19 protein-coding genes are annotated in these 23,322 nt (G+C 33.5%); 2 read left to right on the top strand and 17 right to left on the bottom strand.

Annotated features, from left to right (window positions below; all coding sequences use genetic code 11):
* Window position 1: 1 nt before the first annotated feature.
* The 14 genes from galU to NSQ41_RS02890 form a co-directional block, all read right to left on the bottom strand.
* Complete coding sequence (galU, locus tag NSQ41_RS02955) at window positions 2-886, bottom strand: UTP--glucose-1-phosphate uridylyltransferase GalU (protein ID WP_339198703.1); 885 nt, start codon at window positions 884-886, stop codon at window positions 2-4.
* The gene (locus tag NSQ41_RS02950; RefSeq protein WP_339198701.1) at window positions 873-2,000 is read right to left on the bottom strand and encodes a glycosyltransferase family 4 protein; all 1,128 of its coding nucleotides are present in this window, start codon (window positions 1,998-2,000) and stop codon (window positions 873-875) included. Before NSQ41_RS02950 ends, galU begins: the two co-directional genes overlap by 14 nt.
* A 56-nt stretch (window positions 2,001-2,056) precedes the next feature.
* Window positions 2,057-3,142, bottom strand: a complete 1,086-nt coding sequence (locus NSQ41_RS02945) for an MraY family glycosyltransferase (RefSeq protein WP_339198698.1) — start codon at window positions 3,140-3,142, stop codon at window positions 2,057-2,059.
* Window positions 3,143-3,274: 132 nt separating this feature from the next.
* Window positions 3,275-4,786 carry a murein biosynthesis integral membrane protein MurJ gene (gene murJ, locus NSQ41_RS02940; protein WP_339198695.1) on the bottom strand — a complete coding sequence of 504 codons (1,512 nt, stop codon included), beginning with the start codon at window positions 4,784-4,786 and terminating at the stop codon, window positions 3,275-3,277.
* Window positions 4,787-5,261: 475 nt separating this feature from the next.
* Window positions 5,262-8,531 (bottom strand): N-acetylglucosaminidase, encoded by a 3,270-nt coding sequence (locus NSQ41_RS02935; RefSeq protein WP_339198692.1) that lies wholly within the window; start codon window positions 8,529-8,531, stop codon window positions 5,262-5,264.
* A gap of 87 nt (window positions 8,532-8,618) precedes the next feature.
* Window positions 8,619-9,893, bottom strand: a complete 1,275-nt coding sequence (locus tag NSQ41_RS02930; protein WP_339198690.1) for a glycosyltransferase family 39 protein — start codon at window positions 9,891-9,893, stop codon at window positions 8,619-8,621.
* A gap of 18 nt (window positions 9,894-9,911) precedes the next feature.
* Window positions 9,912-10,283, bottom strand: a complete 372-nt coding sequence (locus NSQ41_RS02925) for an EamA family transporter (protein WP_094245081.1) — start codon at window positions 10,281-10,283, stop codon at window positions 9,912-9,914.
* Window positions 10,280-10,642, bottom strand: a complete 363-nt coding sequence (locus NSQ41_RS02920) for a DUF2304 domain-containing protein (protein ID WP_094245080.1) — start codon at window positions 10,640-10,642, stop codon at window positions 10,280-10,282. The genes NSQ41_RS02925 and NSQ41_RS02920 overlap by 4 nt, the downstream gene beginning before the upstream one ends.
* Before the next feature lie 11 nt (window positions 10,643-10,653).
* Window positions 10,654-11,340: a glycosyltransferase family 2 protein gene (locus NSQ41_RS02915; RefSeq protein ID WP_094245079.1), complete on the bottom strand. Its 687-nt coding sequence runs from the start codon at window positions 11,338-11,340 to the stop codon at window positions 10,654-10,656.
* Between the two features lie 171 nt (window positions 11,341-11,511).
* Window positions 11,512-12,888: an O-antigen ligase family protein gene (locus tag NSQ41_RS02910; protein ID WP_339198687.1), complete on the bottom strand. Its 1,377-nt coding sequence runs from the start codon at window positions 12,886-12,888 to the stop codon at window positions 11,512-11,514.
* 149 nt (window positions 12,889-13,037) lie between these two features.
* The gene (locus NSQ41_RS02905) at window positions 13,038-13,745 is read right to left on the bottom strand and encodes a WecB/TagA/CpsF family glycosyltransferase (protein ID WP_094245077.1); all 708 of its coding nucleotides are present in this window, start codon (window positions 13,743-13,745) and stop codon (window positions 13,038-13,040) included.
* 10 nt (window positions 13,746-13,755) lie between these two features.
* Complete coding sequence (locus NSQ41_RS02900) at window positions 13,756-15,039, bottom strand: nucleotide sugar dehydrogenase (protein WP_094245076.1); 1,284 nt, start codon at window positions 15,037-15,039, stop codon at window positions 13,756-13,758.
* A 172-nt stretch (window positions 15,040-15,211) separates the two neighbouring features.
* Window positions 15,212-16,366, bottom strand: a complete 1,155-nt coding sequence (gene wecB, locus NSQ41_RS02895; RefSeq protein WP_339198684.1) for a UDP-N-acetylglucosamine 2-epimerase (non-hydrolyzing) — start codon at window positions 16,364-16,366, stop codon at window positions 15,212-15,214.
* 721 nt (window positions 16,367-17,087) lie between these two features.
* Complete coding sequence (locus NSQ41_RS02890; RefSeq protein WP_339198682.1) at window positions 17,088-17,879, bottom strand: SGNH/GDSL hydrolase family protein; 792 nt, start codon at window positions 17,877-17,879, stop codon at window positions 17,088-17,090.
* 193 nt (window positions 17,880-18,072) lie between these two features.
* Between NSQ41_RS02890 and NSQ41_RS02885 the strand changes: the two genes are divergently transcribed.
* Window positions 18,073-19,023: a LytR family transcriptional regulator gene (locus tag NSQ41_RS02885; protein WP_144597217.1), complete on the top strand. Its 951-nt coding sequence runs from the start codon at window positions 18,073-18,075 to the stop codon at window positions 19,021-19,023.
* 95 nt (window positions 19,024-19,118) lie between these two features.
* On the opposite strand, the gene NSQ41_RS02880 is transcribed toward NSQ41_RS02885, so the two are convergent.
* On the bottom strand, window positions 19,119-19,649 hold the full coding sequence (locus tag NSQ41_RS02880) for a competence protein ComK (RefSeq protein ID WP_339198680.1): 531 nt from the start codon (window positions 19,647-19,649) through the stop codon (window positions 19,119-19,121).
* A gap of 197 nt (window positions 19,650-19,846) precedes the next feature.
* Here NSQ41_RS02880 and NSQ41_RS02875 point away from each other — a divergent pair, with 197 nt between their 5' ends.
* The gene (locus NSQ41_RS02875) at window positions 19,847-20,707 is read left to right on the top strand and encodes an alpha/beta hydrolase (RefSeq protein ID WP_339198678.1); all 861 of its coding nucleotides are present in this window, start codon (window positions 19,847-19,849) and stop codon (window positions 20,705-20,707) included.
* A gap of 101 nt (window positions 20,708-20,808) precedes the next feature.
* On the opposite strand, the gene manA is transcribed toward NSQ41_RS02875, so the two are convergent.
* Window positions 20,809-21,759 carry a mannose-6-phosphate isomerase, class I gene (gene manA / locus NSQ41_RS02870; RefSeq protein WP_066247027.1) on the bottom strand — a complete coding sequence of 317 codons (951 nt, stop codon included), beginning with the start codon at window positions 21,757-21,759 and terminating at the stop codon, window positions 20,809-20,811.
* 185 nt (window positions 21,760-21,944) lie between these two features.
* The gene (locus NSQ41_RS02865; protein ID WP_063386324.1) at window positions 21,945-23,231 is read right to left on the bottom strand and encodes a dicarboxylate/amino acid:cation symporter; all 1,287 of its coding nucleotides are present in this window, start codon (window positions 23,229-23,231) and stop codon (window positions 21,945-21,947) included.
* Window positions 23,232-23,322 lie beyond the last annotated feature (91 nt).

The following is a 23,322-nucleotide window of genomic DNA, read 5'->3' as shown; positions in this document are numbered from 1 at the left end:
GTTAGTTCAACTTTCCTTCGTTGTAAAGCATTCTTAAATATTGTTTTAGCTGTTCACTTAAATCTTCTCTTTCAAGTGCAAAATCTATTGTGGCTTTTATAAAACCAAATTTATCGCCAACATCATATCTTTTTCCCTCAAATGCATATGCCAAAACTTTTTTCTCCTGAGCCAATTTCTTTATCGCGTCTGTAAGTTGAATTTCCCCTCCGTAGCCAATATCTAAATTTTCAAGATAATCAAAAATCTCAGGTTCAAATACATATCTCCCCATTACAGCAATATTAGAAGGTGCATTTTCCCTTGGTTTTTCTACCATATCTTCCACTTCCACTAAGGTTTCGCTTATATATACATCTTTAGGTTTAATTACTCCGTATTTGTGCAAATCTTCCTCAGGCACTTTTTTTGTACCAATGACTGAACATTGGAATTCATTATATACATCTAAAAGCTGCTTCAAACAAGGGACTCCATTCTTAACAATGTCATCCCCTAGAAGGACTGCAAAAGGTTCATTTACAATAAAACTTCTTGCGCAATTTACTGCATGACCTAATCCTAACGGTTTCTTTTGTCTAATATAATGAATGTTAACCATATTGGAAATCTTCTGCACTTGTTCTAATAGTTCAAATTTTCCTTTTTCTTTCAGCTCCATTTCAAGTTCAATTGAATAGTCAAAGTGGTCTTCAATTGCCCTTTTATTTCTTCCTGTAACAATAATGATGTCTTCAATTCCAGACTCAATCGCTTCCTCAATTATATATTGAATAGTCGGTTTATCTACAATTGGCAGCATTTCTTTTGGCTGGGCTTTTGTAGCTGGTAAAAAACGCGTACCAAAACCTGCTGCTGGGATTACAGCTTTCTTAACCTTCTTCATATAAGGTGCCTCCTCTAAAAGAAAGAAAAATATTAATTAATTTATGTTTAATATTTTCTACCTTATATTCATTCGCTTTAAATATGGCTTTATAACTCATCGTTCTTCTTTCATTTTCTGGCATTGAATAAAAAAATTTAATCTTTTTATATAGATCTTCAGACGAACCAGCTTGAAACAGTAGGCCGTTTTCACCGTCTATAATATAATCCAACAATCCTCCAATGGCACTACCAATGACAGGAGCTCCGCAAGCCATTGCTTCCAAACCGACAAGTCCCAAGCTTTCTCCTTTTCTTGTAGTCGGAAAACAGAAAACATCTATCGCATTATATATTGCATTTAGTTTCTCTTGAGGCAGTAAAGGGTAATGGATAATGACATCATTTAATTCATAATCAGACACCATCTTTACAAACCGTTCCTTATCCTTCCCATCCCCCACCATAATGACCTTAATTTTATTTTTTAACAAAAAATTTTCATCTTTCAATTTCTTTAACGATGTTAATAAAATGTCCCAACCTTTTCCCACATCTAATCTGCTAACATATCCAATATAATGAGTGTCTATATCCAGCATAAGTTCTTTTAGTGCTGTTTGTTTATCCTCTCGCTTATAAAAAGTTTTACTGTTCACCCCTCCGGAGGGAAACACTTCAATCCGGTTCCGCAAGTTATATTTGCTTCTCACTAAATCCTGATAGTACTTACTTGGTGTTATCACTATATTAGATATATTCAACAGCTTATCTACATAAGGTTGGTATTTTTTTTGAGACGGCACTTCAGGTACTACGTCACTGCCATGAACATTTGTGAAAATAACAAGGTCTTTTTTAAATAGCTTTAGAAATAAAATTGGAAGTGCATTATGTGAAGCATAATGCACATATGTAATATCATACTTTTTTGTTAAACCTTTTAAAATAATTTTTGAAAAATAAAAAAAATACTTAACTAGCTTTATTAGTCTATTTTTTTCTTTTAATAAAACTGTTTTGTCAACATTAAAACCTGCTCCCACCAAAATTTCCTCAGTATTTTTTACAAACACACCGTAATTTGGAGCAATTTTACTAGGATACATATTGGCAATTAAATGTATTCTCATAAAACAGACCTCACAAACTTATAATAGAGTTATAAAACAAAAACGCTTAATTCTCATCAAGCGTTTTTGTCATTTTCAATGCCTATTTTCTTACTATTTAACTTTTTATATAAACTTAGTAAAGGTTTATAATTTTTACTTATTAATTCAAAACCTTCAATTAATAATTCAATAATAAGTAATATTAAAATAAAAATAATAATGGAAGCAAATAAATTTGCCTTATATAAAAGAATTGCTGAAACTCCGAAAAAAAGTGAAATAGAGTATATAAAAAGAACAGCCTTTCGATGAGTAAAACCAGCATCTAACAATCGATGGTGCAAATGATTTTTGTCGGCATCCATAATTTTTTTATTTTGAAGTTTCCTACGAATTATGGCTATTGTTGTATCTGTTAAAGGAACAGCAAGTATTACCATCGGAATAATGAAAGTAACAAACGTCACTTGCTTAAACCCAATAATAGAAAGAACCGATAATAAAAAACCGAGTAATAATGACCCTGTGTCTCCCATAAAAATTTTGGCTGGATGAAAATTAAATATTAAGAATCCTAAGGTTGACCCGATTAGAGCAATTGATAAGAAAGCAACATTTGTTTCATTCATAATTAATGCCATAACGAAAATGGCACTAGCTGCAATAATTGAAACACCTGAAGCCAAACCATCTAAACCATCAATCAGGTTAACCGCATTTGTAACACCAATCATCCAAATAAATGATACAATTAGAGCTACCCATATATTAACTGGTATACTCTGATCTAAAAAAGGAACAGTTAGATATTTTATAGAAAGGCCGTCTGCTAAAACAATTACTGCTGCCAATGTTTGGCCAACCAATTTTTGCCAAGGTTTTATTTGTAATTTATCATCAATAAACCCAGTTATCATGATTATTGTTGCGGCAACGATAATACTAATGTTCAAATCTATTAAAGTCGAAATATAGATAAAACCTGTTAAAAAAGCAATATAAATTGAAATCCCGCCAATTCTTGGGACAGCTTTCTTATGGACTTTTCTATTATCAGGTATATCTACAGCTCCAATATTACGTGCAAATTTAATTACAAACGGTACCGAAATCGTACTAACTATAAATGTTATTAAGAATGTTGTCATGTAAGGAGACATCAAGTTACACCTCACAAGGGAAATAATAAAGTACATTAGCTATTTCCTAACTGTATGAAATTTTTAAACCCTTATCATTATATCGTTTTATTGATAAAAAGAAAAGTATTCTTTTGATTTTCATTTTATAGATTATTGTTTTTTATTACTTGACCTCATTGCAACGATATCATATAAGGATGTTGTTTTTAATGCCCATAGCATAATAAAATAAATGCCCGCTCCAATAATTGTTAAAGTCGTTACATATAAAAATACATGAAATTGTTCAAAAAGATGTTTAATTATCCATAAAACAACTATCATGACAATGCAGGAAAAAATGATTTTAACGTATTCCTTACCAATTTTTCTAACGGAAAGCCAACCAATGTGTTTATTTAAAATAAAAAATGCAATAAAGGTATAAATAAAGCCAACGACTGAAGTTGATAATGCTAATCCTTTATAGCCTATCCAACTTGAAAAAACAAAATTAAACACTATATTTAGCAAAATAGACAAAATTCCAATCCTCATTATTAAATTCCCTTTATCAAGGGTATAAAACCCCTTTGCAATAATAACCTGAATGCTGTAAAAAAGAACCGAACCCACATAATAGTAAGCAACCTCTGATGTTGCTACCGTTGCTGCACCATCAAATGCCCCTCGTTGATAAACAATCTGTATGATCTCTTCCATCATTAACATCATTCCCGAAACAGTAGGAGCCAAAAAAAGGAACATGATAGACAAGCCTTTTTCCATTCCAGTCTTAAATAATTCCATATCATTATTCGTGCGTGCCTTTGCAATAATTGGATAAATAATCGTCGCTACCGTTACTCCAAAAATTGCTTGAGGAATACTTACTAAACGAAAAGCATAATTTAAATATGAAATAGCATCCGCCCCAAACATTCCTGCATAAAAGTTGCTAATATTTAAATTTATTTGTCCAACCATTATTGTTATTCCTACTGGGATGAAGATAAGATAAAAAGTGTTCACTTCTTTTATATTCAATTTTTGACGCCAATTTATAAATTTTCGCGGACCAAAGTAAAAAAACTTAATTAAAAACGAAATAATTGTACCGACTAAATACCCTAAAGCAATCGAATAGCCGCCTATCAGTTTGCTTAAAAAAAGCGTACTTCCAATGGTGCTTAAAACAACGACAGTCTGCGAAAAAGTTGAAAACGAGTATTTCCCCTTTGCATCAAAATATCCTTCAAAAACTGCATTAATTCCAACTAAAAAAATAGAAAAAAAATACATAATGGATGTCCAAATAGCCAATTGTTCAATATCATCTCTAAATGTGGGAAACAATAAATGGATAAGCCACGGCGAAAATGCCGCACCTGCAAGTGAAATCAATAATCCTATATAAAATGTCCCTTTTACGATATTCGTTAAATGTGAAAACCCCTGATTTTGCTTATCATATTTCAAATACGAAGGGACAAACGCATCCTTCATGCCAGATAGCATAAATAAAATAAATGTATTAGGAATGGTCATAGCTGCATTATAAGCTCCAACAATATCGCCTGCCCCAAATTGATGGGCAATGACGATATCGCGAAACATACTTGAAAATTTAAGAAAAAGTGTAGAAATAAAAAATAATATGCTAGCAAGTTTAAATTTAGACATTATTTCACTTCCTTTAGTTATTCATCAGTAAATTATCCTTAAAGGTTTTGTCCCAAAAGGATCTTAAACTTCCAGATATATTTCGCTAAAAAGAATAAAAATAAATCATGACATTGTGTATAACTATTTGTAACACGTCAAATATAAATTCAAATTTATTTCTAGTGGCTCCTATCAATTCAGACAGCCTACATTATCTTCTTTTTGACTGTTCTTTTTTTAAAAAAGAAAAAATCTCTTGATTAAAATTACTCTTTACGCAATTTTAAGTCAAGAGATTTCCATGAAAATATTATTTTAATTGTTGTAAGCTTATAAATATATCAACCATATCCAAATATTTTATAATATTAACCTGACATTTTTTAAAAGAATTATAGCAATTACATTTACAAACACAAACGCTAAATCCTAATAAACTTCAATAAAAAGTAAAGTATTATTCTATTTAAAAGGAGGGTGGTTAATCTAAAACTCATTTGAATACTGGAATATCTAAATACAAGATATACTTGTCAAGTAAACTATAATATTTTCCTATATAACTATTTGCTTGCAATATAGCCCAACGGATATCTGTTGCATATTGATGAGTTCCAGGATTGTCTGGATTCCATCTCATTTTATATAACGTATCTTGGCCATTATGAATATAACCTTCCCCAATAAAAGCAGCACCACCAATAATAGCTTTCTCAGGATCTGTCCAACCTTTTTGAAAAGCATATTCAGCACCACACGTTATTGGACAGGAATCCTTTGCTCCTATTCCATACATGTTATAAACTGTTTTTCCATTAATTTGTACTCCATTTGCCAATCTGGATGTTCCATTTCCAGTCTCATGTAAAGCATGAGCAACTAAATAAATTTCATTTATATTGTATTTTTGTGCAGCAGTAACAAATGCCTGTCCTTTACCTTCTAAAATTCCTTTACCTTTTAAAATTTTGTTATTGATTTCATCAGCTGTAAGCCCAGTGTATTGAGATAATTTTAAAAACTGAAATATTTCGGATCCATTATAGTTTAAAAAGTTATCAGGATTTAAGAAATACAATACATCTTCTCTGTCTGCATCTTTCCATCCTCCACAGGATTTTGAATATTTAATTTTGTACCATTCCCCAACTTTACCAATGATTTCAATTGTGTCACCTTTTTGCAGTTGCCCGCAACTATTGCTTTGTCCATTGATGGATGGTGTTGTTCGAACATTCAATGCATTTGCGATTACGATTCCTGTATTTCCATTATTCATTAAATGAATATAATTTTCATGTACATATCCATGATTTACAATTTGAGTTTGCGGGCTAACTCTCATTTGTATATTCAACATCTCATCTAAACTCATGTCATAGTACGACAGAATGCTTGATGTTGCTGGCATATAGACATAACCTATTCGACCTAAAACATCTACCTTAAACCATCTTCCAACAATATCAATAAAATTGTACGCCTGATTGCCCTTTAGTTCACCAATTACATTTCGGTTGCTATCAAAGATTTGTGTAGTATTATTTGTAGTAAACTTTCTATTTGGAATTTTATAAACACTATTTAAATCTTTTACATTTGGATTCATTATTGATTGTGTGCTATCTTTCCAAACATAGGCATACTCATTATTAATCTTTACCTTGTGCCAATTACCATCATCTTTTACTCGTGGGTAAATTTCATTTTTTGAGAGCTTAATAATTTCCGTGCCATTTGAACTTACTGCATAAACATTATCTCTTATTACCTGAAAATAACGGTCTGAGTTAGCAAAGGTTCTTTGCGTACCACTCTTATTTACATACCCTATTCTACCCATAACATCGACTTTATACCAATTTTCATACTCTTGTATAACCGGATATACTACGCCTTTGTTTAAGACAGCAAAAGTCTTCCGAGAGCTCGTAGAGGTATCTATAACTTTAACATCTTGTAACGCCTTAAAAGCTCTACTGTTTGAAACTTGCCCATTATTCAAATTTGTAATATTTGTTGATGTCGTTGGTTTTGTGGATTGCTTCCACACATAACCATATTTATCCCCTACTTTGACTAAATGCCAATTACCAGAGTCCTGAACTCGTTCAAATTTTTCACCTTTTTTTAGATAAACAAACACATTAGATGTTCCCGGTGCATATACAGGCAAATTATCTGCAATGACCTCAAAATATTTTGTTGAATTACTAAATTGAAGTTCAGTATTTGATTTATTAACAAAGCCAATTCTTCCATCTATATCTACTTGATACCAATTGGCATATTTTTTATAGTCACCCAATATCGGATATATAGCACCCTTCTTAATTGTAGCAAACGGTACTCTTTTTCCTGAAGATGTATCGTAAACAACTAAATCATCAAGAGCTTTAAATTTATTCTCACTTATTTTTAACCCATTATTTTTATTTTTAATGGAACTGTCGTCCGCAGGTTCAGTTGCTGCCTCCCAAACATATCCATATCCATCTGCCACTTTTACCATATGCCAATTTCCATAGTCTGAGACTCTTTTGAAAACTTGACCTTGATACAAATGTACAACTTCCTGAGAACCATTTTCGTGATTCACAAAAATAGGTGTGCCCCCATATTTAACTCTAAAATATTCCATATCATTAGAGAAATCTACTCGAGCAGAGGTCTTCATAATATACCCAATTCTACCGAGTATGTCTACCTCATACCAATTTGCATATTTATTATACCCTCCTATTATCGGATATTTTGTGTTCGCAGAAATTTCAGCAAAAGGAACCCTTTTTCCACTAGAAGTGTCATAAACAATTGTATTATCTAAAGTGATAATATAATTGTTTGATATTTTCAACTTATTAAGATTTTGTATTGTTGACCCCGTACTTGGCAAAGTAGCTTCTTTCCAAACATATCCATAACCTGATCCTATTTTTACTTTGTACCAATTACCCGAATCAGCCACTCTTTGATATTCTTGATCTTTCTTTAAATATGTAATTATTTTATTATTTTGATAAACAGGTGTGTTATCATATTTTACTTTAAAAAATTTATGTGAGTTGCTATTCATTAATAATTTTTTTTCCATTATTGGGTTATTTTCAACTTGTAAATTTTCGTTAGAATTTTGTATTGCGGTTTGTTGATTGTTTTCAGAATTAATCTGAACATCTGAGGTTATTTCCTTTTGAATATCACTACTTTCACCAGAGTTTAAATTTTCTTTTTCGTTTATTTGTGGACTCTCCACATTATTTGCTAAAATCTCTAGATTATTTTTAGAAATCTGTACCAATTGATTTCCTATAGAAAAAATAACTTGTGTATCATTTTCTTGAATGGGTTGAATGATAAAACCATTAGATAAAATACCAACTTGTTTGCCAGAGGATTCTGTTAAGAAAACAGGTGTTTGATCAGTTAGTACTTTGTATTGAGGTAAATCCAAATTTTCTGGTACCGTTGACACATTTTCATTTTCTTCCAATTGATAATTTACAGATTCTAATTTAATATAAAACTGTTTATTATTCATATTGAATATAATTTTATCGTCCACAATTTTATTTGAGTAAAATTCAAAACCTCCATATAAGTATCCTACAATTTTTTCATCATCTAATGAATATACTGGGGCTTTTTCAGATGTTATACTTACTCTATAAAATTCTTTCGTTACAGCTTTTCCGATATTTATTGGCAAAACGCTAAGAAGGATTATTAAACTGCAGAAAAGTGCTCCTAACCTTTTATACATATATTTGTTCCTCCTTCAACTAAATTATTTACTACAAAAATAATATACCTAGCTAGTAAACTGCTAATAGAATATCTATATTTTATTTTAACTTCTAAGCCTGAATATACTTTTAGTTTTTTGTGAAAAATAGGAGATAATAGATCCAATAAATAAAAACCAGATTGACATTAACGGTTGGTTATACCGATCAAATGCAAAAAATATATTATTAAGAACAGTAAAATAAGCGAGTATTCCAAATAGAAGAACATTTTCTGATAGAGATCTTTTGTATAAAAATATGGATAAAGTCATAGATATTGTTGCAAGTACCATCGTTAGTTTATGAATTTTCTGCATTAACTCAATTTTAACCCCAAAAATTTCTTTCCAATAAAATGATGTATTCCATTGTTTAATTGTTTTATCAATTGTATAGCTTCTAAGAAATGATTTTGGATCACTTTTCCACCATAATTTAATTCTATCAATGGCTGCTTCTTTTTGTAAGTTCATGTTTTCATATGCAGAAATGTTTGGGTGTTCTTTGTTAATTTTTTTAATTACGTCATCATAGGGTTCGCCATATCTATATCCCGACCCTTGATAAGTTCCCAGTAAGAGAGGATTTCCTGTTCCACCACTAAGTGGTATAAATTCATGGTAATGAATATAATTTCTAATCCACCAAGGTCCTAATACAATGAGAAGCAAAACTAAAGCAATAAGAAATTGTTTTAACATCATTTTTAAAGGGTATTTTTTTAATAATAGGTATATTAATAAAACTAAGGGATACAGTGCAATTGTTGGTCTAAACATGAGACAAAATAAATAAGAAAAGATAACTCCAAAGAAGTAAGACCATTTGCGTTCATTAGCCAGTTTAAGAGAACAATATAATAAAACATACATTCCTGCCATAAAAGGTGATTCGGTTAACAAAAGGTTATCTGTCAAAATTTGAGGAACGAATATCGCAAGTAAAAAAGCGGCTATAAGTCCTGTACATTTATTAAAAACATATTTACCAATTAGATATACAAATAAAATACTGGTTATGCCGAACAAAGATATTACAACCCTCGCTGCATATAAACCTACCTCTTCAAATCCAAAAATTAAAAATACTAATGCTAATAAAAAAGATTGACCAGGCATAATATGAACAGTGGGTTCTCCAATTTGATGGTATGTTAGCATCCCTGTCTGTATAAGAACTCTTGCACTTTTTGTATACCCTACATCATCGCTATTTAATGTTAGATTCAATCCATATTCATAAAGAGCAAACAATCTTAAAACTAAGGCCAAAAGCAATATAATAATTATTGAATAATGTTTCCTAACTAATTGAAGTAATTGATTATTTATACTCAAGAGAATATCCTCCTAATTTTAAGTATTACTGTTGGGAGACAAACCTATTATCGAAACTCCCGCCATAATTAACAAACAACCTAAAACTTTTTGGAAGGTGATTGTTTCATTAAAAACAAAGTGGGCACCAAAAACAGCAAGTATATATGCGATACTTTGAAAGGGATATGCAACGCTGAGCGGAACTTTCGATAATATATATAGCCATAATATTGTTGCAATACCATACATTGCAAGTCCAGAAAATACAAAAGGGGAAAATATTACCTTTAAAATGGAAAGTAGAGAAAAGCTAAGTGTTTGATTTTCCATGCCGTATTTCCATAAAAATTGACCAGTAACTAAAATCAATGTATTTCCTAATATCAATATGAAGTTTACCAAAGTCATTTCTTATCTTCCTTATCTTTAATATAATCTTTTATTTGCTTTTTAAGAAAAGCTAGTTCTTGAATAACATTTTTTAACTTTTCTTGTTGACTTGAAATGACAGTCGTCTGATAAATAAGTAAATTTAAAATTACTAAAAAAGCAACCATAAAAATCAATGCTGGCATATAAGATATTCCAATATAATGGGCAAACTTATTAATACTTGGAAGGAATAACGCAATCAATAATGAAATAATACCAAAAACGATCCACAAAAATGCTTGTTTATCTTGAAGTTTATTTCTGCTAGTAAAGAATATAACTTGCATAAAAAAAAGCAAAGCAAATATTAATGCTATAACTTGGACAATATCCATGACTACCCTCCCTAAAAAACTGAACGAATTAATGAAATAAACGTAACTTTTGTCATGTAATATAATGATTTTAAGGGTGTGATCGATGATCTTCCTCCTTGGCGGTTTTTCATTTCTACTTTTATTTCTTTTATTCGATATTTTTTTTGTGCCAACTTTACAAGTACCTCTACTTCAGGATAGTCAACAGGATAATATTTTGAAAATTCTTTTATAATCTTCCTATTTACAATTCTATACCCTGATGTTGGATCTGTAATTTTTATTCTTGATATAAAAAGTAATAAGTAATAAAAATACAATATCCCTATTCTTCTCATTAAAGATCCTTTATAGTTAGTTTTCTCAATAAATCTTGAACCAATTACCATATCATATTGCGATCGTTCTATCTCCGCTACTAATTTTTCAAGATCGTCAGGATCATGTTGTCCATCTGCATCTAATTGGATTGCATATTCATAACCGTGTTTAAGAGCATATTTATAACCCGTTTGCATCGCTCCACCAATTCCAAGATTAATCGGCAAATCAATATAATTTAAATTATTTTCCTCTAAAATTCTCCTTGTTCCATCAGTTGATCCATCATTTATTACCACATAATCATACTTACAAGTTTCAACCAGTTTTTTTACTGTATTATATATTGAGTCTTCCTCATTATATGCAGGAATAATTATGAGGACTTTGCTCATTTTAATAAACTCCTTTCAAAATAAATAGGATAAGACAAATACCTATTATTCCAAGATATTATATCTTATTTTTAATACCCTCTCCAATGTATTCTAAAATATTTCATACTTCTTTTAAAAAACCTATCCACTTGGGATAGGTAAAAATTTTTAAGAGGCCGTTAACTGTAATTATGTAGTTTTAAAAACTAAAGTACAATATAAGTATACAATAAGCACACCTAAATAAATACTCACCGCCGGTGCTGTTAAAACATGACCCGCAGTATAGGCGATGCCAAGACCTAAAATAACGGCAGAACCAAATAAAACCACTTCATGATTAAAGTTTTCTTTAACATTTTTAAAAAAGTATGTAACGATTTTATAAGCAAGATATAAAAATGGAGCAATGTACAAAGCAAATCCAATAATTCCTATAGAAAAAAATATATCAAAAAAGTCCATTTCAACTGTTTTTCCTTCTTTTTGATAATTCCCACCATATCCCATTCCGAAAAGCTTTTGAGATAATGGAGCTTCAGCAAAATATTTTTTATGTTGTGCTAAAAAGTGCTCTCTCCCGCTTAATAAAACATTTTCTACTGCTTTTTCCCTTTCTTTTTCTATTTCGTTTTTGGATTCTTCTGTTTTATTATCATTATTAAAATCAGCTTGTTGTTGATCCAATCCAACCCATGATAAGTGGATATTCATATTATGTGCAACAGGTGTGTATGGGGTCAATAGTAGAAATAACACTAATACTACAGAATTCACCACTAAATTTACACTAAATTTTTTTGCCAAAACCGAATCATGTCTAAATCTAATCCGTTCAATCAAATAAATGAAAAATGCAATCACTAAAATGATGAAGACGGAACCATACCCAACTTTTGTTCCGACTGCTAACTGAGAAAATATCAACATACATACAGGAATCCAGTAATAAATAGTTTTCCACGATTTTGTGTTTTGAACAGCGTAATACACCACCACTGCAAAGCATATCGCCATAATAGCACCAATTTCGTTGCCTGCAAAAAACCATCCTTGGTGTCCAAGTTTTTCGCTCTCATAACTTTTTATACCAGTACTTGTAATGGATGCTATTATCATTACCAAAGATACAATATTCATGGAAATAAAAATATTCCTTTGAATTGTTTTTTGAATATTCTCTTGCTCTTTTAACTTTTTTATAACAATTAAGTAACCAAATAAAATAATGGGAACATATGCAATTTTTGCAATATTTCTTAACTCTGAGAACAAATGAAAAGGGTCTTTAACCAACATATTATTTATTAAACCAATTATTAAAACAAACCCGAACAGAAATAAATAAAATAATATTTTTTTCTTAGATTTATCCAGGGGAACCCACAAGATATATAACAAAATGAGAAACATCACACCAAAACGAATGAATACCCCGAAAGTTAAATCGATATGAAAAATAAATATTGAAAAAGATGTCATTAAATCGATAACTGGCTGTAAAATTATAAAAAATATCAAAAACCACTCAAACTTTGACGAAAATGAATATAAACGCTTATTCACTACACATCCTCCTGTTGCTTGATCCGTTCAAAAGTTATTTCTATCTTAATTAACTGAAATGGAATAAGTTCATGAGAAATGCCTTTTCCCAACAATAATATATTTTGTTGGAGAAAAGGCATCTGCTAAAAACTGAAATAAAACAACAGTTATTTTTTTAGTGCTTTAATCAAAAACTTCGGTAATATTAATTGCCTTTTCCATCTCCAAGGTTCTTTTATTAATCTGTAAAACCATTCCAACCCTAATTTTTGAAAAATTTCTGGAGCTCTTTTAAGATTTCCGGAAATGACATCAAAAGAACCTCCAACTCCTTGAAAAACAAAAGGGTGAAGGGAGTTCATATTTTCAATGATCCAATATTCCTGCCGTGGGCTTCCTAAAGCGACAAATATTATATCTGGTTTAGCTTCGTTAATTGTCCTGCGAATAATGTCGGTATCTTTTTCATAGCCATGCAGTACACCAACAATGTTCAACCCTGGAAATTGTTTGATAAGCTCTTCTTTTGCTTTTTCAGCAATTCCTGGTTTTGCTCCATATAGAAAGATTTTTTTATTATGCTTTGCCGCTGCCTCACAAATCTTTAACATTAAATCAATCCCAGTAACACGAGAGCGAATGTTTCCTCCCCTTATTTTAGACGCTATAATCACACCTATTCCATCGGGGATTTGGTATGTCGCCTTATTCAACAATTCTTTTAATTGGTCGTCAACTTGTGCTTTCATAATTTTCTCTGGATTAATCGCAACAATAAAAGCTTTTCTTTTTTCCTCGATATCTCGTATTAATGATGATGTTAATTCTTCATAATTTAACGAAGAAACATCAATCCCGAGTATCTTTTCCTTCATAATATCACCTTTAAATACGAGGAAAGTTTTTAGAATCCCCTAATGTTACCACTGTAAAACCGGCCTTTTCCCATGTTAAACGATTTATGCAGTTTTTTGTATCGAAAATGATTTTAGATCGGATTCTCTCAATATTATTTGGATCTAATTCTTTGAATTCATTATGATCAGTCAAAATCAAAATGAGATCGGAATGATCCAAAGCTTCAGATAGACTTTGTGTTTGACGTTCAATCTTGTTTTCTTTAATATGCGGGTCATATGCTGTGTAATCAATACTTAGTTTTTCTAAGTGATTGATCACTTCAATAGAAGGACTTTCTCTCATATCATCTATATTTCCTTTAAACGCAAGACCTAGCACTGCAACACGACCATGAGAAATTCCTTTTTCTTCGAATAATCTCTTAACTTTATTTGCCGTATATGCTGGCATACCATCGTTGATCGTTCTAGCAAGATGAATCATTTTCGCAACATCAGGCTGAAGTTCAACAAGAAACCATGGATCAACTGCTATACAATGTCCCCCAACACCGGGACCAGGAAAATGAATATTGACTCGAGGATGGAAATTTGCTAACTTAATTGCCTCCCATACATTGACTCCAATATTTTCACTAATTTTAGCCAATTCGTTTGCAAAAGCAATATTTACATCTCGATACGTATTTTCAATCACTTTTACCATTTCGGCAGTTGTTGCATCTGTCGTATGAATCGTTCCTTTTACAAAAACTTGATATAATTCCTTTGTCAATTGACTAGATTTTTCATTAATTCCTCCTACAATACGATCATTTTGAACTAATTCCTCGAATACTTTACCTGGTATGACACGTTCCGGAGAGTGAGATACAAATAATTCTTCACCAATTTTCAAGCCGCTTTTTTGCAATATCGGCAACATAACGTCTTCAACAGTCCTTGGTGGAACAGTGGATTCTAAAATAACTAAATTTCCTTTTTGTAAGTACGGAACGATTGAATCTGTTGCTTGGCTGACGTAAGAAAGATTCGCAGTCTTATCTTGGTTGATCGGAGAAGGGACAGCAATAATAAAAATGTCAGCTTGTTCAGGTTTTGTAGATACTGTAAAATTGCCATCATCGATTGCTTTGTTTAGACGTTCCTGTAATCCATTTTCTTCTATATGAAGTTGTTTATTTTTTATTGATTTGACAGCATGTTCATTTATATCCACCCCATGAACCCTTAATCCATGGTTGGCAAACATAACAGCTGTTGGTAATCCAATATAACCCAATCCAATAACGCATATTTTTTTCTCCATAATCTTAAAAACTCCTTTGTAATCAGACAGAATTCACACTATCAGTTATTATATCGAATATTGCTTAAAGAAGATAGGCTAAATTTTTTTTGTAAAAGGATTTTAAAAAATACAACCTTTTTATATGACAAAAGCCATTAAAAGTCAACAAGAGCTGTCAAAATTCAACAGCTCAAGTATTATGGTTAAACAACACTGGTTTTACTGAACTTACCCCAAAATGATACAAAATCCCCTGCACAATCCGTTCTGATGCTTTGCCGTCTCCGTAAGGATTGGATGCTTGTGACATTTGTCGGTATACCTTCTCGTCTGTTAGGAGCTGTTTGGCTAATTGATAGATTTGCTCTTCATCAGTGCCTGCTAGTTTCAATGTGCCTGCTTCAATTCCTTCAGGTCGTTCAGTCGTATCGCGGAGAACCAAAACAGGCACGCCTAAAGAAGGAGCTTCTTCTTGTACGCCACCGGAATCTGTCAAGATAATGTGAGAACGGGCGGCAAAATTGTGAAAGTCCAAAACTCCCAGTGGTTCAATTAAATGAATCCTGCTGTCATTTCCGAGAATTTCATCTGCTACCTCGCGAACAGCCGGATTAAGGTGAACAGGGTAAACAACCTGGATATCAGCAAATTCTTTTACTAATCTTTTAATGGCCCGGAACATACTTCTCATCGGATGCCCTAAATTTTCGCGTCGGTGTGCAGTAAGCAGTATCATTCGGTCATTTCCAATTTTATCAAAAATTTCGTGGTGATAATCATCTGTTACTGTTGTTTTTAAAGCATCTATTGCCGTATTGCCTGTTATAAAAATCGAATCTTTCGGCTTATTCTCTTTTATTAAATTTTCAAATGCTTTCTTAGTGGGAGCAAAATGCAAATCCGCCAAAATTCCTGTTAATTGGCGGTTCATTTCCTCTGGAAATGGAGAAAATTTATTATTAGTGCGAAGCCCCGCCTCCACATGGCCAACGGCAATCTGGTTATAAAACGCAGCTAAACTAGCAATAAATGTTGTCGTGGTATCTCCATGAACAAGAACAATGTCAGGCTTTACTTTTTTCATTATGCCATCTAAGCCTTCTAATCCTCTTGTCGTAATATCAACTAACGTTTGCCGATCCCTCATAATATTCAAATCATAATCCGGAACGATACCGAAAACATCCAATACTTGATCAAGCATTTGGCGATGTTGTGCCGTAACGGTTACAAATGACTCGATTTTGTCTGTATGTTTTTTGAGTTCCAGCACTAACGGAGACATTTTTATTGCTTCAGGTCTAGTTCCAAAAATCGTCATTACTTTAATTTTTTTCAAGAACATCACCTTCACAAATTTTTTTCGAACATAATATATCTTAACATTTTTAATAAAACTGATTTGTAAATTTCTTGAGATTCCCCTTATTTTTTACCTAATATTTCCGTTTTCTAATCGAATATTCCAAAAAGTCCTCCTTTAGTTCATCTCGGCTTAGAATAAAGGATACAATTGCCTCAGGGTAACCAAGTTAGTCGGTGATGCTCTAGCAGAATAGCGAACATCTCGCTGCCGATAAATGTTTTGATTCATAAATTTGATTCATAAAGTCGACCCTTTCGACTCATTGGCGAAGCTTAGGATCTGTCGCACAATTTGGAGCAAATCCTATATTTTTCTATACAAATTTAAAAACGTTCTCCAACCTCTCGTTTTTCTCTGCATATGGCGATAAGAATTCAAAGGCAGCCAGCTTCTATGGAATGCTTTTCAACAATCGCAATTGGCAGTATTTCTTTTGACTATGTCTTAGTTGCCGCAAAAAAAATGTGCCTAAATCGACAGTAGACAGGGATGAAGCTTTTTTTATTTAGCACAATCCTCACTATTGTTTCATATATTATGAACCGACAGCTAGCAACACTATGGAAACAATAGCCAAAAAATGACAACATTTTGCCTTGACGTTGATCTTTGTCTAAGCTACCATTCTCAACAAAAAAATCGACAAAATCACTATTTCCCGGAATATGTTATATTATATACTTCCTTCCAAAAAAATTTATCATTCATCCGCGGCAACAAAATAGTTGATTAAATACTCTCCCCATACCTGATTTCCTTTTTCGCTCGGTTTGGATCGGTCTTCTGTAACGTATTGCTTCAATTGCTCGTCTTCCTTATCCGGCCAATTTTCCCAATGGTTTAAATATGCAAAATGGTTTTCTTCGGCATATTGTTTGAGCGCATCTACTTCCTTAGGATAAAATTTTGCACCAAAGAGCGGGTGTGCAGGCTGCAGCATAATCGATACGTCAGGATTTGCTTCTTGAATTTTCCGCAAGATGTCCGTAATGTTGCTTAGAGTATTGTCAATGCCGACAACGCCGTTATCATTCAAAATAAACGGCTCGAAAAGGAGGATGTCAGGCTTTTTGTCTGCAATTTTTTTATATAATTTTTTATTCAATACACTATGCGTTGTCTCCTCGGCATCGGAAACAATCGAGATGTTAAAGAGCTCATCTCCATATGCAGAAAGAAGCTCCTTTTTCAGTTTTTCCGGCCACCCATTTTGATCGGAAGGAACTGATTCAGATCCCCAAATTACAAAGTTCAATTGTTTCTCTTCTTTTAAAGCTGTTTTGATTTTTTCCTGAACATCCTCCGGTAAATTTTTGACGTAGTCCTCTCGCGTATCATTTTGTTTACTATTGTCTTCCTTTATATTTTCTGCAGACGATTCCACAGAAGCAGCTGTCGGTTTTGAAATTTTTTGTTTCCAGTAAAAATGGCCGACAATAATTGATGCTATACATAAAACGACAACATTACTAACAATAATCCTTTTTTTCACAGATAATCCTCCAAACGACAAATTTCTCACTTTATTATAGCGGAAAATGACCTGCCGTTCCATGCTGTCAATTCATTTTTTCAAGCGGTGTTGACAAGTGTATACGAAAATATTTTCCTCACAAATATATTGTCTTAATAGAATTGGAAACTTATAATCAGATTAGATAATATTAGTAATGAGGGATGAAATTATGAGATCAGATAGACAGAGAAAAAAGAGAAAAAAATGGCTCTGGATTTTGTTATCAGTCATTGGAGTTTTCATTATTGCCACGGGATCCTATGCCTTTTACATTTGGAACAAAGCACAATCGACCATTGCCAACATTCAAGAAAACATCGGGCGGGATAAATCAGACAAACGCGATCAGCAAGTCAACTTTAAAAATCGCGATCCTATTTCCATATTGCTGATGGGTGTTGATGAAAGAAAAGGAGACCGAGGACGGTCTGATTCGCTCATTTTGATGACAGTCAATCCAAAAGAACAGTCAATGGAAATGGTCAGCATTCCCCGCGATACAAGAACAGAAATTGTCGGAAAAGGCATTCAAGACAAAATTAACCACGCCTACGCTTTCGGCGGAACAGAAATGGCTATTAAAACGGTTGAAAATTTCTTAGATGTGCCGGTTGATTATTTTGTCAAAGTGAATATGGAAAGCTTTCGCGATATTGTCGATGCAGTCGGCGGTGTGACGGTTGAAAATGATTTAGATTTCACTTACGAGGGCTACCATTTTGAAAAAGGAACCATTCACTTGGATGGCAAAAAAGCTCTTGCGTATTCAAGAATGCGATATGATGATCCAAGGGGCGATTTCGGACGCCAGGAAAGGCAGCGGCAAATTATTGAGGCGGTTATTGAAAAGGGAGCAAGCATTACATCCATTACAAAATTTGGAGAAATGTTTAAAGTCATTGAAAACAATGTAAAAACAAATCTTACATTTGATGAAATGTGGGCAATTCAAGAAAATTACAAAGATGCCCGAAAAAATGTCATTCAGCATCAAATAAAAGGGAGCGGAAAAAAAATTAACGGCATTTACTACTATATTGTGCCTGAAGATGAACGTCTTTCCCTTTCCAACGAGCTGAAAAAACATTTGGAATTAAAAAAGGAAACCGCTGAAAAATAAAAAATAGTGCGGCAGTTCACCATTCGACCGCATTTTTATAAGAACTGCCGCACTTATAATAAAAATCCCCGCAAACCGAGAATCATTCAGCAGCATTATGATTTTCGTTTACAATCATAACAAGATGGCTTCTCATATAAAATAAAGGAATGGTATTCCTTCCCCTCATTGATCCTTCTCTTATATGTATCATTGATATGAGACGCACTTTTCATTTTGTTGTAAATGATACTCATATGCTTCTCCACAACGACTTTCTCATGATTGATTAAAACGATTGTTGAATGCTTTCCTTTTGAAACGACATGTCGAATAGCCGAATGCGCAATCCATTGGCAGTCTAAATGCTCCATTGATTTAGTAGGGAAAAAACAAAGATCAAGGGCAGGAATGCATACAGGAAGCATGCGCTGGCGCGGCAGGATTTTCTTAGCTGCGTCTATGATGCCTTTAAGAGACACACCATAATAGTTGCAGCTCTCTGCCAAAAGGTCTTTCGGCCTCTCTTTCACAAGATACTTTTCATACTTCTCAATAACAATTGTCCAACATTCTCCATACGTATTAAAATAAGGAAGCAATGCTAGCGTGTCACAAGTTAAAATATAATTTTTGACCTGCTCCACTCTTTCACCCCTTTTTCTTCACTATTTGACAATCCTTGCATGACATTAGACTTTTTTACTAGTTCTTTCGATGTATATTATACACGAATTTCAAGAAAATTTGGTAAATTTCTAAACTTTTTTTGTAAAAAAAGAAAAAAATTCCATGATAAAACCAAAAAATTAGTATAATATTATCATTACGAGGTGAACTTATCGTGAGAAAAAAATCGATGATGGGGCGAATGGCATCAATTTTTTTATTTACATTTTTTCTTTTAAGCGTTTTTTTTATTACGTGGCGCTCGAAGCATGTCGATTCAAACGACTCTTTTGCAAGCATTGAACCTCAAATTCCGACCATCTTTGTCCATGGCTATAAAGGAACAATGCGCTCGTTCCAACATATGCTGCATCGTTTTGAATATGATTACCGCTGGGGAACAAAATCAATGGTCATTCGAGTTGATCGCATGGGCATTGTCCATATTTCCGGAACAATCCCACAAAACTTAAAAAATCCTTTTATACAAATTGTTTTTGAGGAAAACCGCACAAGTATTGAGGAAACGGCAAATTCTCTGAAAAAGGCAATGCGCTTATTAAAAGAAAACTATTCGGTAGACGAGCTATACATTGTGGCTCATTCGATGGGAGGACTCGTTTCGACAAAATATGTCGAGGACACGAACAACTTGAAGGATTACCCGATTGTCCGCAAAATGGTGGTCATAGGCAGCCCGTTTCAAGGAATAGAACAGGAATCTTACCATAAGCTAAATACAGGTAAAGCAATCATTGATTTAAAACCAGATTCTCATGCTTTACTAGAAATATTGAACAACCGGGATCAATTTTCTAAAAAAACGAAAGTTCTCAATATCGCAGGGATCAATCCCGAGTATAAAGACAGTGATGGAGTTGTCTCCATCCAGAGCGCTCTCAGCGCTAGAAATATTGTTCCGTTAGAAAATTATCATGAAATCATTGTTAAAGATAAACTTGCCACACACAGCGGTCTTCATGAGCATCCGAAAGTGGACAAGTATATCGGCGAATTTCTATGGGGGTACAATTGAGTTGGGGAAAGTATTTCTTCAACCGAATGACCTTTTTCAAATAAAAAACCCCGACTCTTCTTTCCCCTTTAAAAGGAGGAAGAAGAGTCGGGATAAATGTTTTATACATGAGATACAATGAGAACACATTTTCCTTTTATTGCGAAATCGCCTGTTTGGTTCGGCAAAATAAAATGAGCCCCTTTTTTTAATGTGTATGAACGGCCATCATGAGTAAGCTCCCCGTCTCCCTCAATCACGCTTGCAAGAAGGAACGGATGATTTTGAACAAACTTCCCTTCGCCGTCAATCTCCCATTTGTAAACTGAAAAAAATTCGTTTTTGATAAATGTGGTAATCGTTGCTCCTTCCTTTACTTCCACAGAACGTTCAATCGTGTAATCTTTATGAGGAACAGTCGCCACCTCTATCGCTTGTTTCAAATGCAATTCTCTTTTATTTCCGTTTGCATCTACACGGTCGTAATCATACACTCTGTAAGTCGTATCAGAACTTTGCTGCGTTTCAAGGATGAGCGTTCCTTTGCAGATGGCGTGGATGGTGCCGCTCGGAACATAAAAGAAGTCGCCCGGTTTTATTTTTACTCTTCTCAGCAATTGATCCCATTTTCCGCTTTGAATCATGGATACGAGCTCTTCTTTCGTTTTGGCATGATGACCGTAAATGATTTCCGCATTTTCTGAGCAGTCAATGATATACCAGCACTCCGTTTTTCCTAATTCACCATTTTCGTGCTTTTTTGCATATTCATCATCTGGATGCACTTGCACGGACAAATCGTTGTTTGCATCAAGAATTTTCGTTAAGAGAGGAAATCGATCCCCTTTTATTCCGCCGAACAATTCTCGATGGTTGTCCCATAATTCACCCAATGTTTTTCCTTTAAACTTTCCTTCTGCTACAATGCTTTGACCATGCGGATGGGCAGAAATCGCCCAGCATTCTCCTGTTGTCTCCGTTGGAATTTTGTAATGAAAATGAGTGCGAAGGTTTGTTCCACCCCAAATTCGATCTTTAAAAACAGGCTTTAAAAAAATTGGAGACTGCACCACCTTGTTCCACTCCCTTTCTGCAATAATTTCCCCATTATTTATATTAAGCAGTTCTTGAAATTTTTTCACCTTTTTTCATTTTTTATACAGAGCTCGCTGAAGAGAAACCTTCAATATCAAAACAGAAAAGGATGCCGAATTCTATCAACATCCTTTTCTTTTTGATTTGTTATCAAATTTTCGAATCACTGTTCGTTAGCATATACAGTGCCAGTCGCCTGACTGGAAACCTGCTCTTCTTGAGAAGCTTTTTCCGGATGAAACTCTCCTTCCATTTTTGACACAACAACTGTTGCGACACCGTTTCCAATTAAATTCGTAATCGCACGGGCTTCTGACATAAATCGGTCAACACCGATGAGAAGTGCAATTCCTTCAACCGGAACCATTGGAAATGCAGCCAAAGTAGCGGCTAATGTAATAAATCCGGAACCAGTCACACCTGCAGCGCCCTTTGAAGTCAGCATTAAAATTCCAAGTAGAGTCAGTTCTTGCCAAATGGTTAAATCGATCCCATATGCCTGTGCAATAAAGATAGCCGCCATTGACAAATAAATCGACGTTCCATCTAGGTTAAAAGAATACCCAGTCGGAACAACAAGACCAACAACAGACTTAGAACATCCGTACTTCTCAAGCTTTTCCATCAATTTTGGCAATGCGGATTCAGAGGAGGAAGTTCCTAACACAAGCAATATTTCTTCCTTTATATATGCGATAAATTTTAAAATGCTGAACCCGTAAAATTTTGTGATCAGTCCCAACACGATCACGATAAATAAGAACATCGTCATGTAGACAGAGGCCATTAATTTTCCTAAAGACACAAGCGATCCCAGACCGAAATTTCCGATTGTATAGGCCATTGCACCAAAAGCTGCAATCGGTGAAATTTTCATAACCATATTTACGATGCCAAAAAAGATATTTGTCAATTGTTCAAACAAATTCATAACAGGTTTTGCTTTTTCCCCTAGTCTTGCCGCTGCTAATCCGAAAAGGACTGCGAAGAATAAAATCGGCAAGAGTTCTCCGTTTGCGAGCGCTCCCACTGCATTTTCTGGCACAATGCTCATGATAAAGTCTAAAGCACCGTGACTTGTTTCCTCTGCTTGTTTCGTATATTGAGAAATATCGCTTCCTTGCACACTATCGGTGTTAAAGCCCTCACCTGGCTTCATAATGTTTACAACAAAGATCCCGATAGCAAGAGCAATCGTCGTAACAATTTCAAAATAGATCAGAGCTTTCCCGCCGATCCTGCCTACTTTTTTCAGATCACCCATCGATCCGATGCCGATGACAACGGTGAAAAATACAATTGGTGCAATCACCATTTTCACTAGTTTAATAAAAATATCTGCCAAAATCTTTAATTTCGCCCCGAACTCAGGGAATAAAAATCCAACTGTAATCCCTAAAATGATACCGATAATAACTTGTACAGTCAGGTTTTTAAAGTTTATTCGCATCTATCTCTCTCCTTTCCCCTTTGATAACGTTTTCAAACGTCCGTACATTTATGTTAATAGAATGTTCAAAAAGTTTTAATATTATGGTTTT

Origin of the sequence: Aeribacillus sp. FSL K6-8210, assembly GCF_037963925.1 — a bacterium.
Lineage (GTDB): Bacteria > Bacillota > Bacilli > Bacillales > Aeribacillaceae > Aeribacillus > Aeribacillus composti.
Note: the sequence above shows the minus strand (reverse complement) of the source record. Positions and strands in the feature narration are given on the sequence as shown.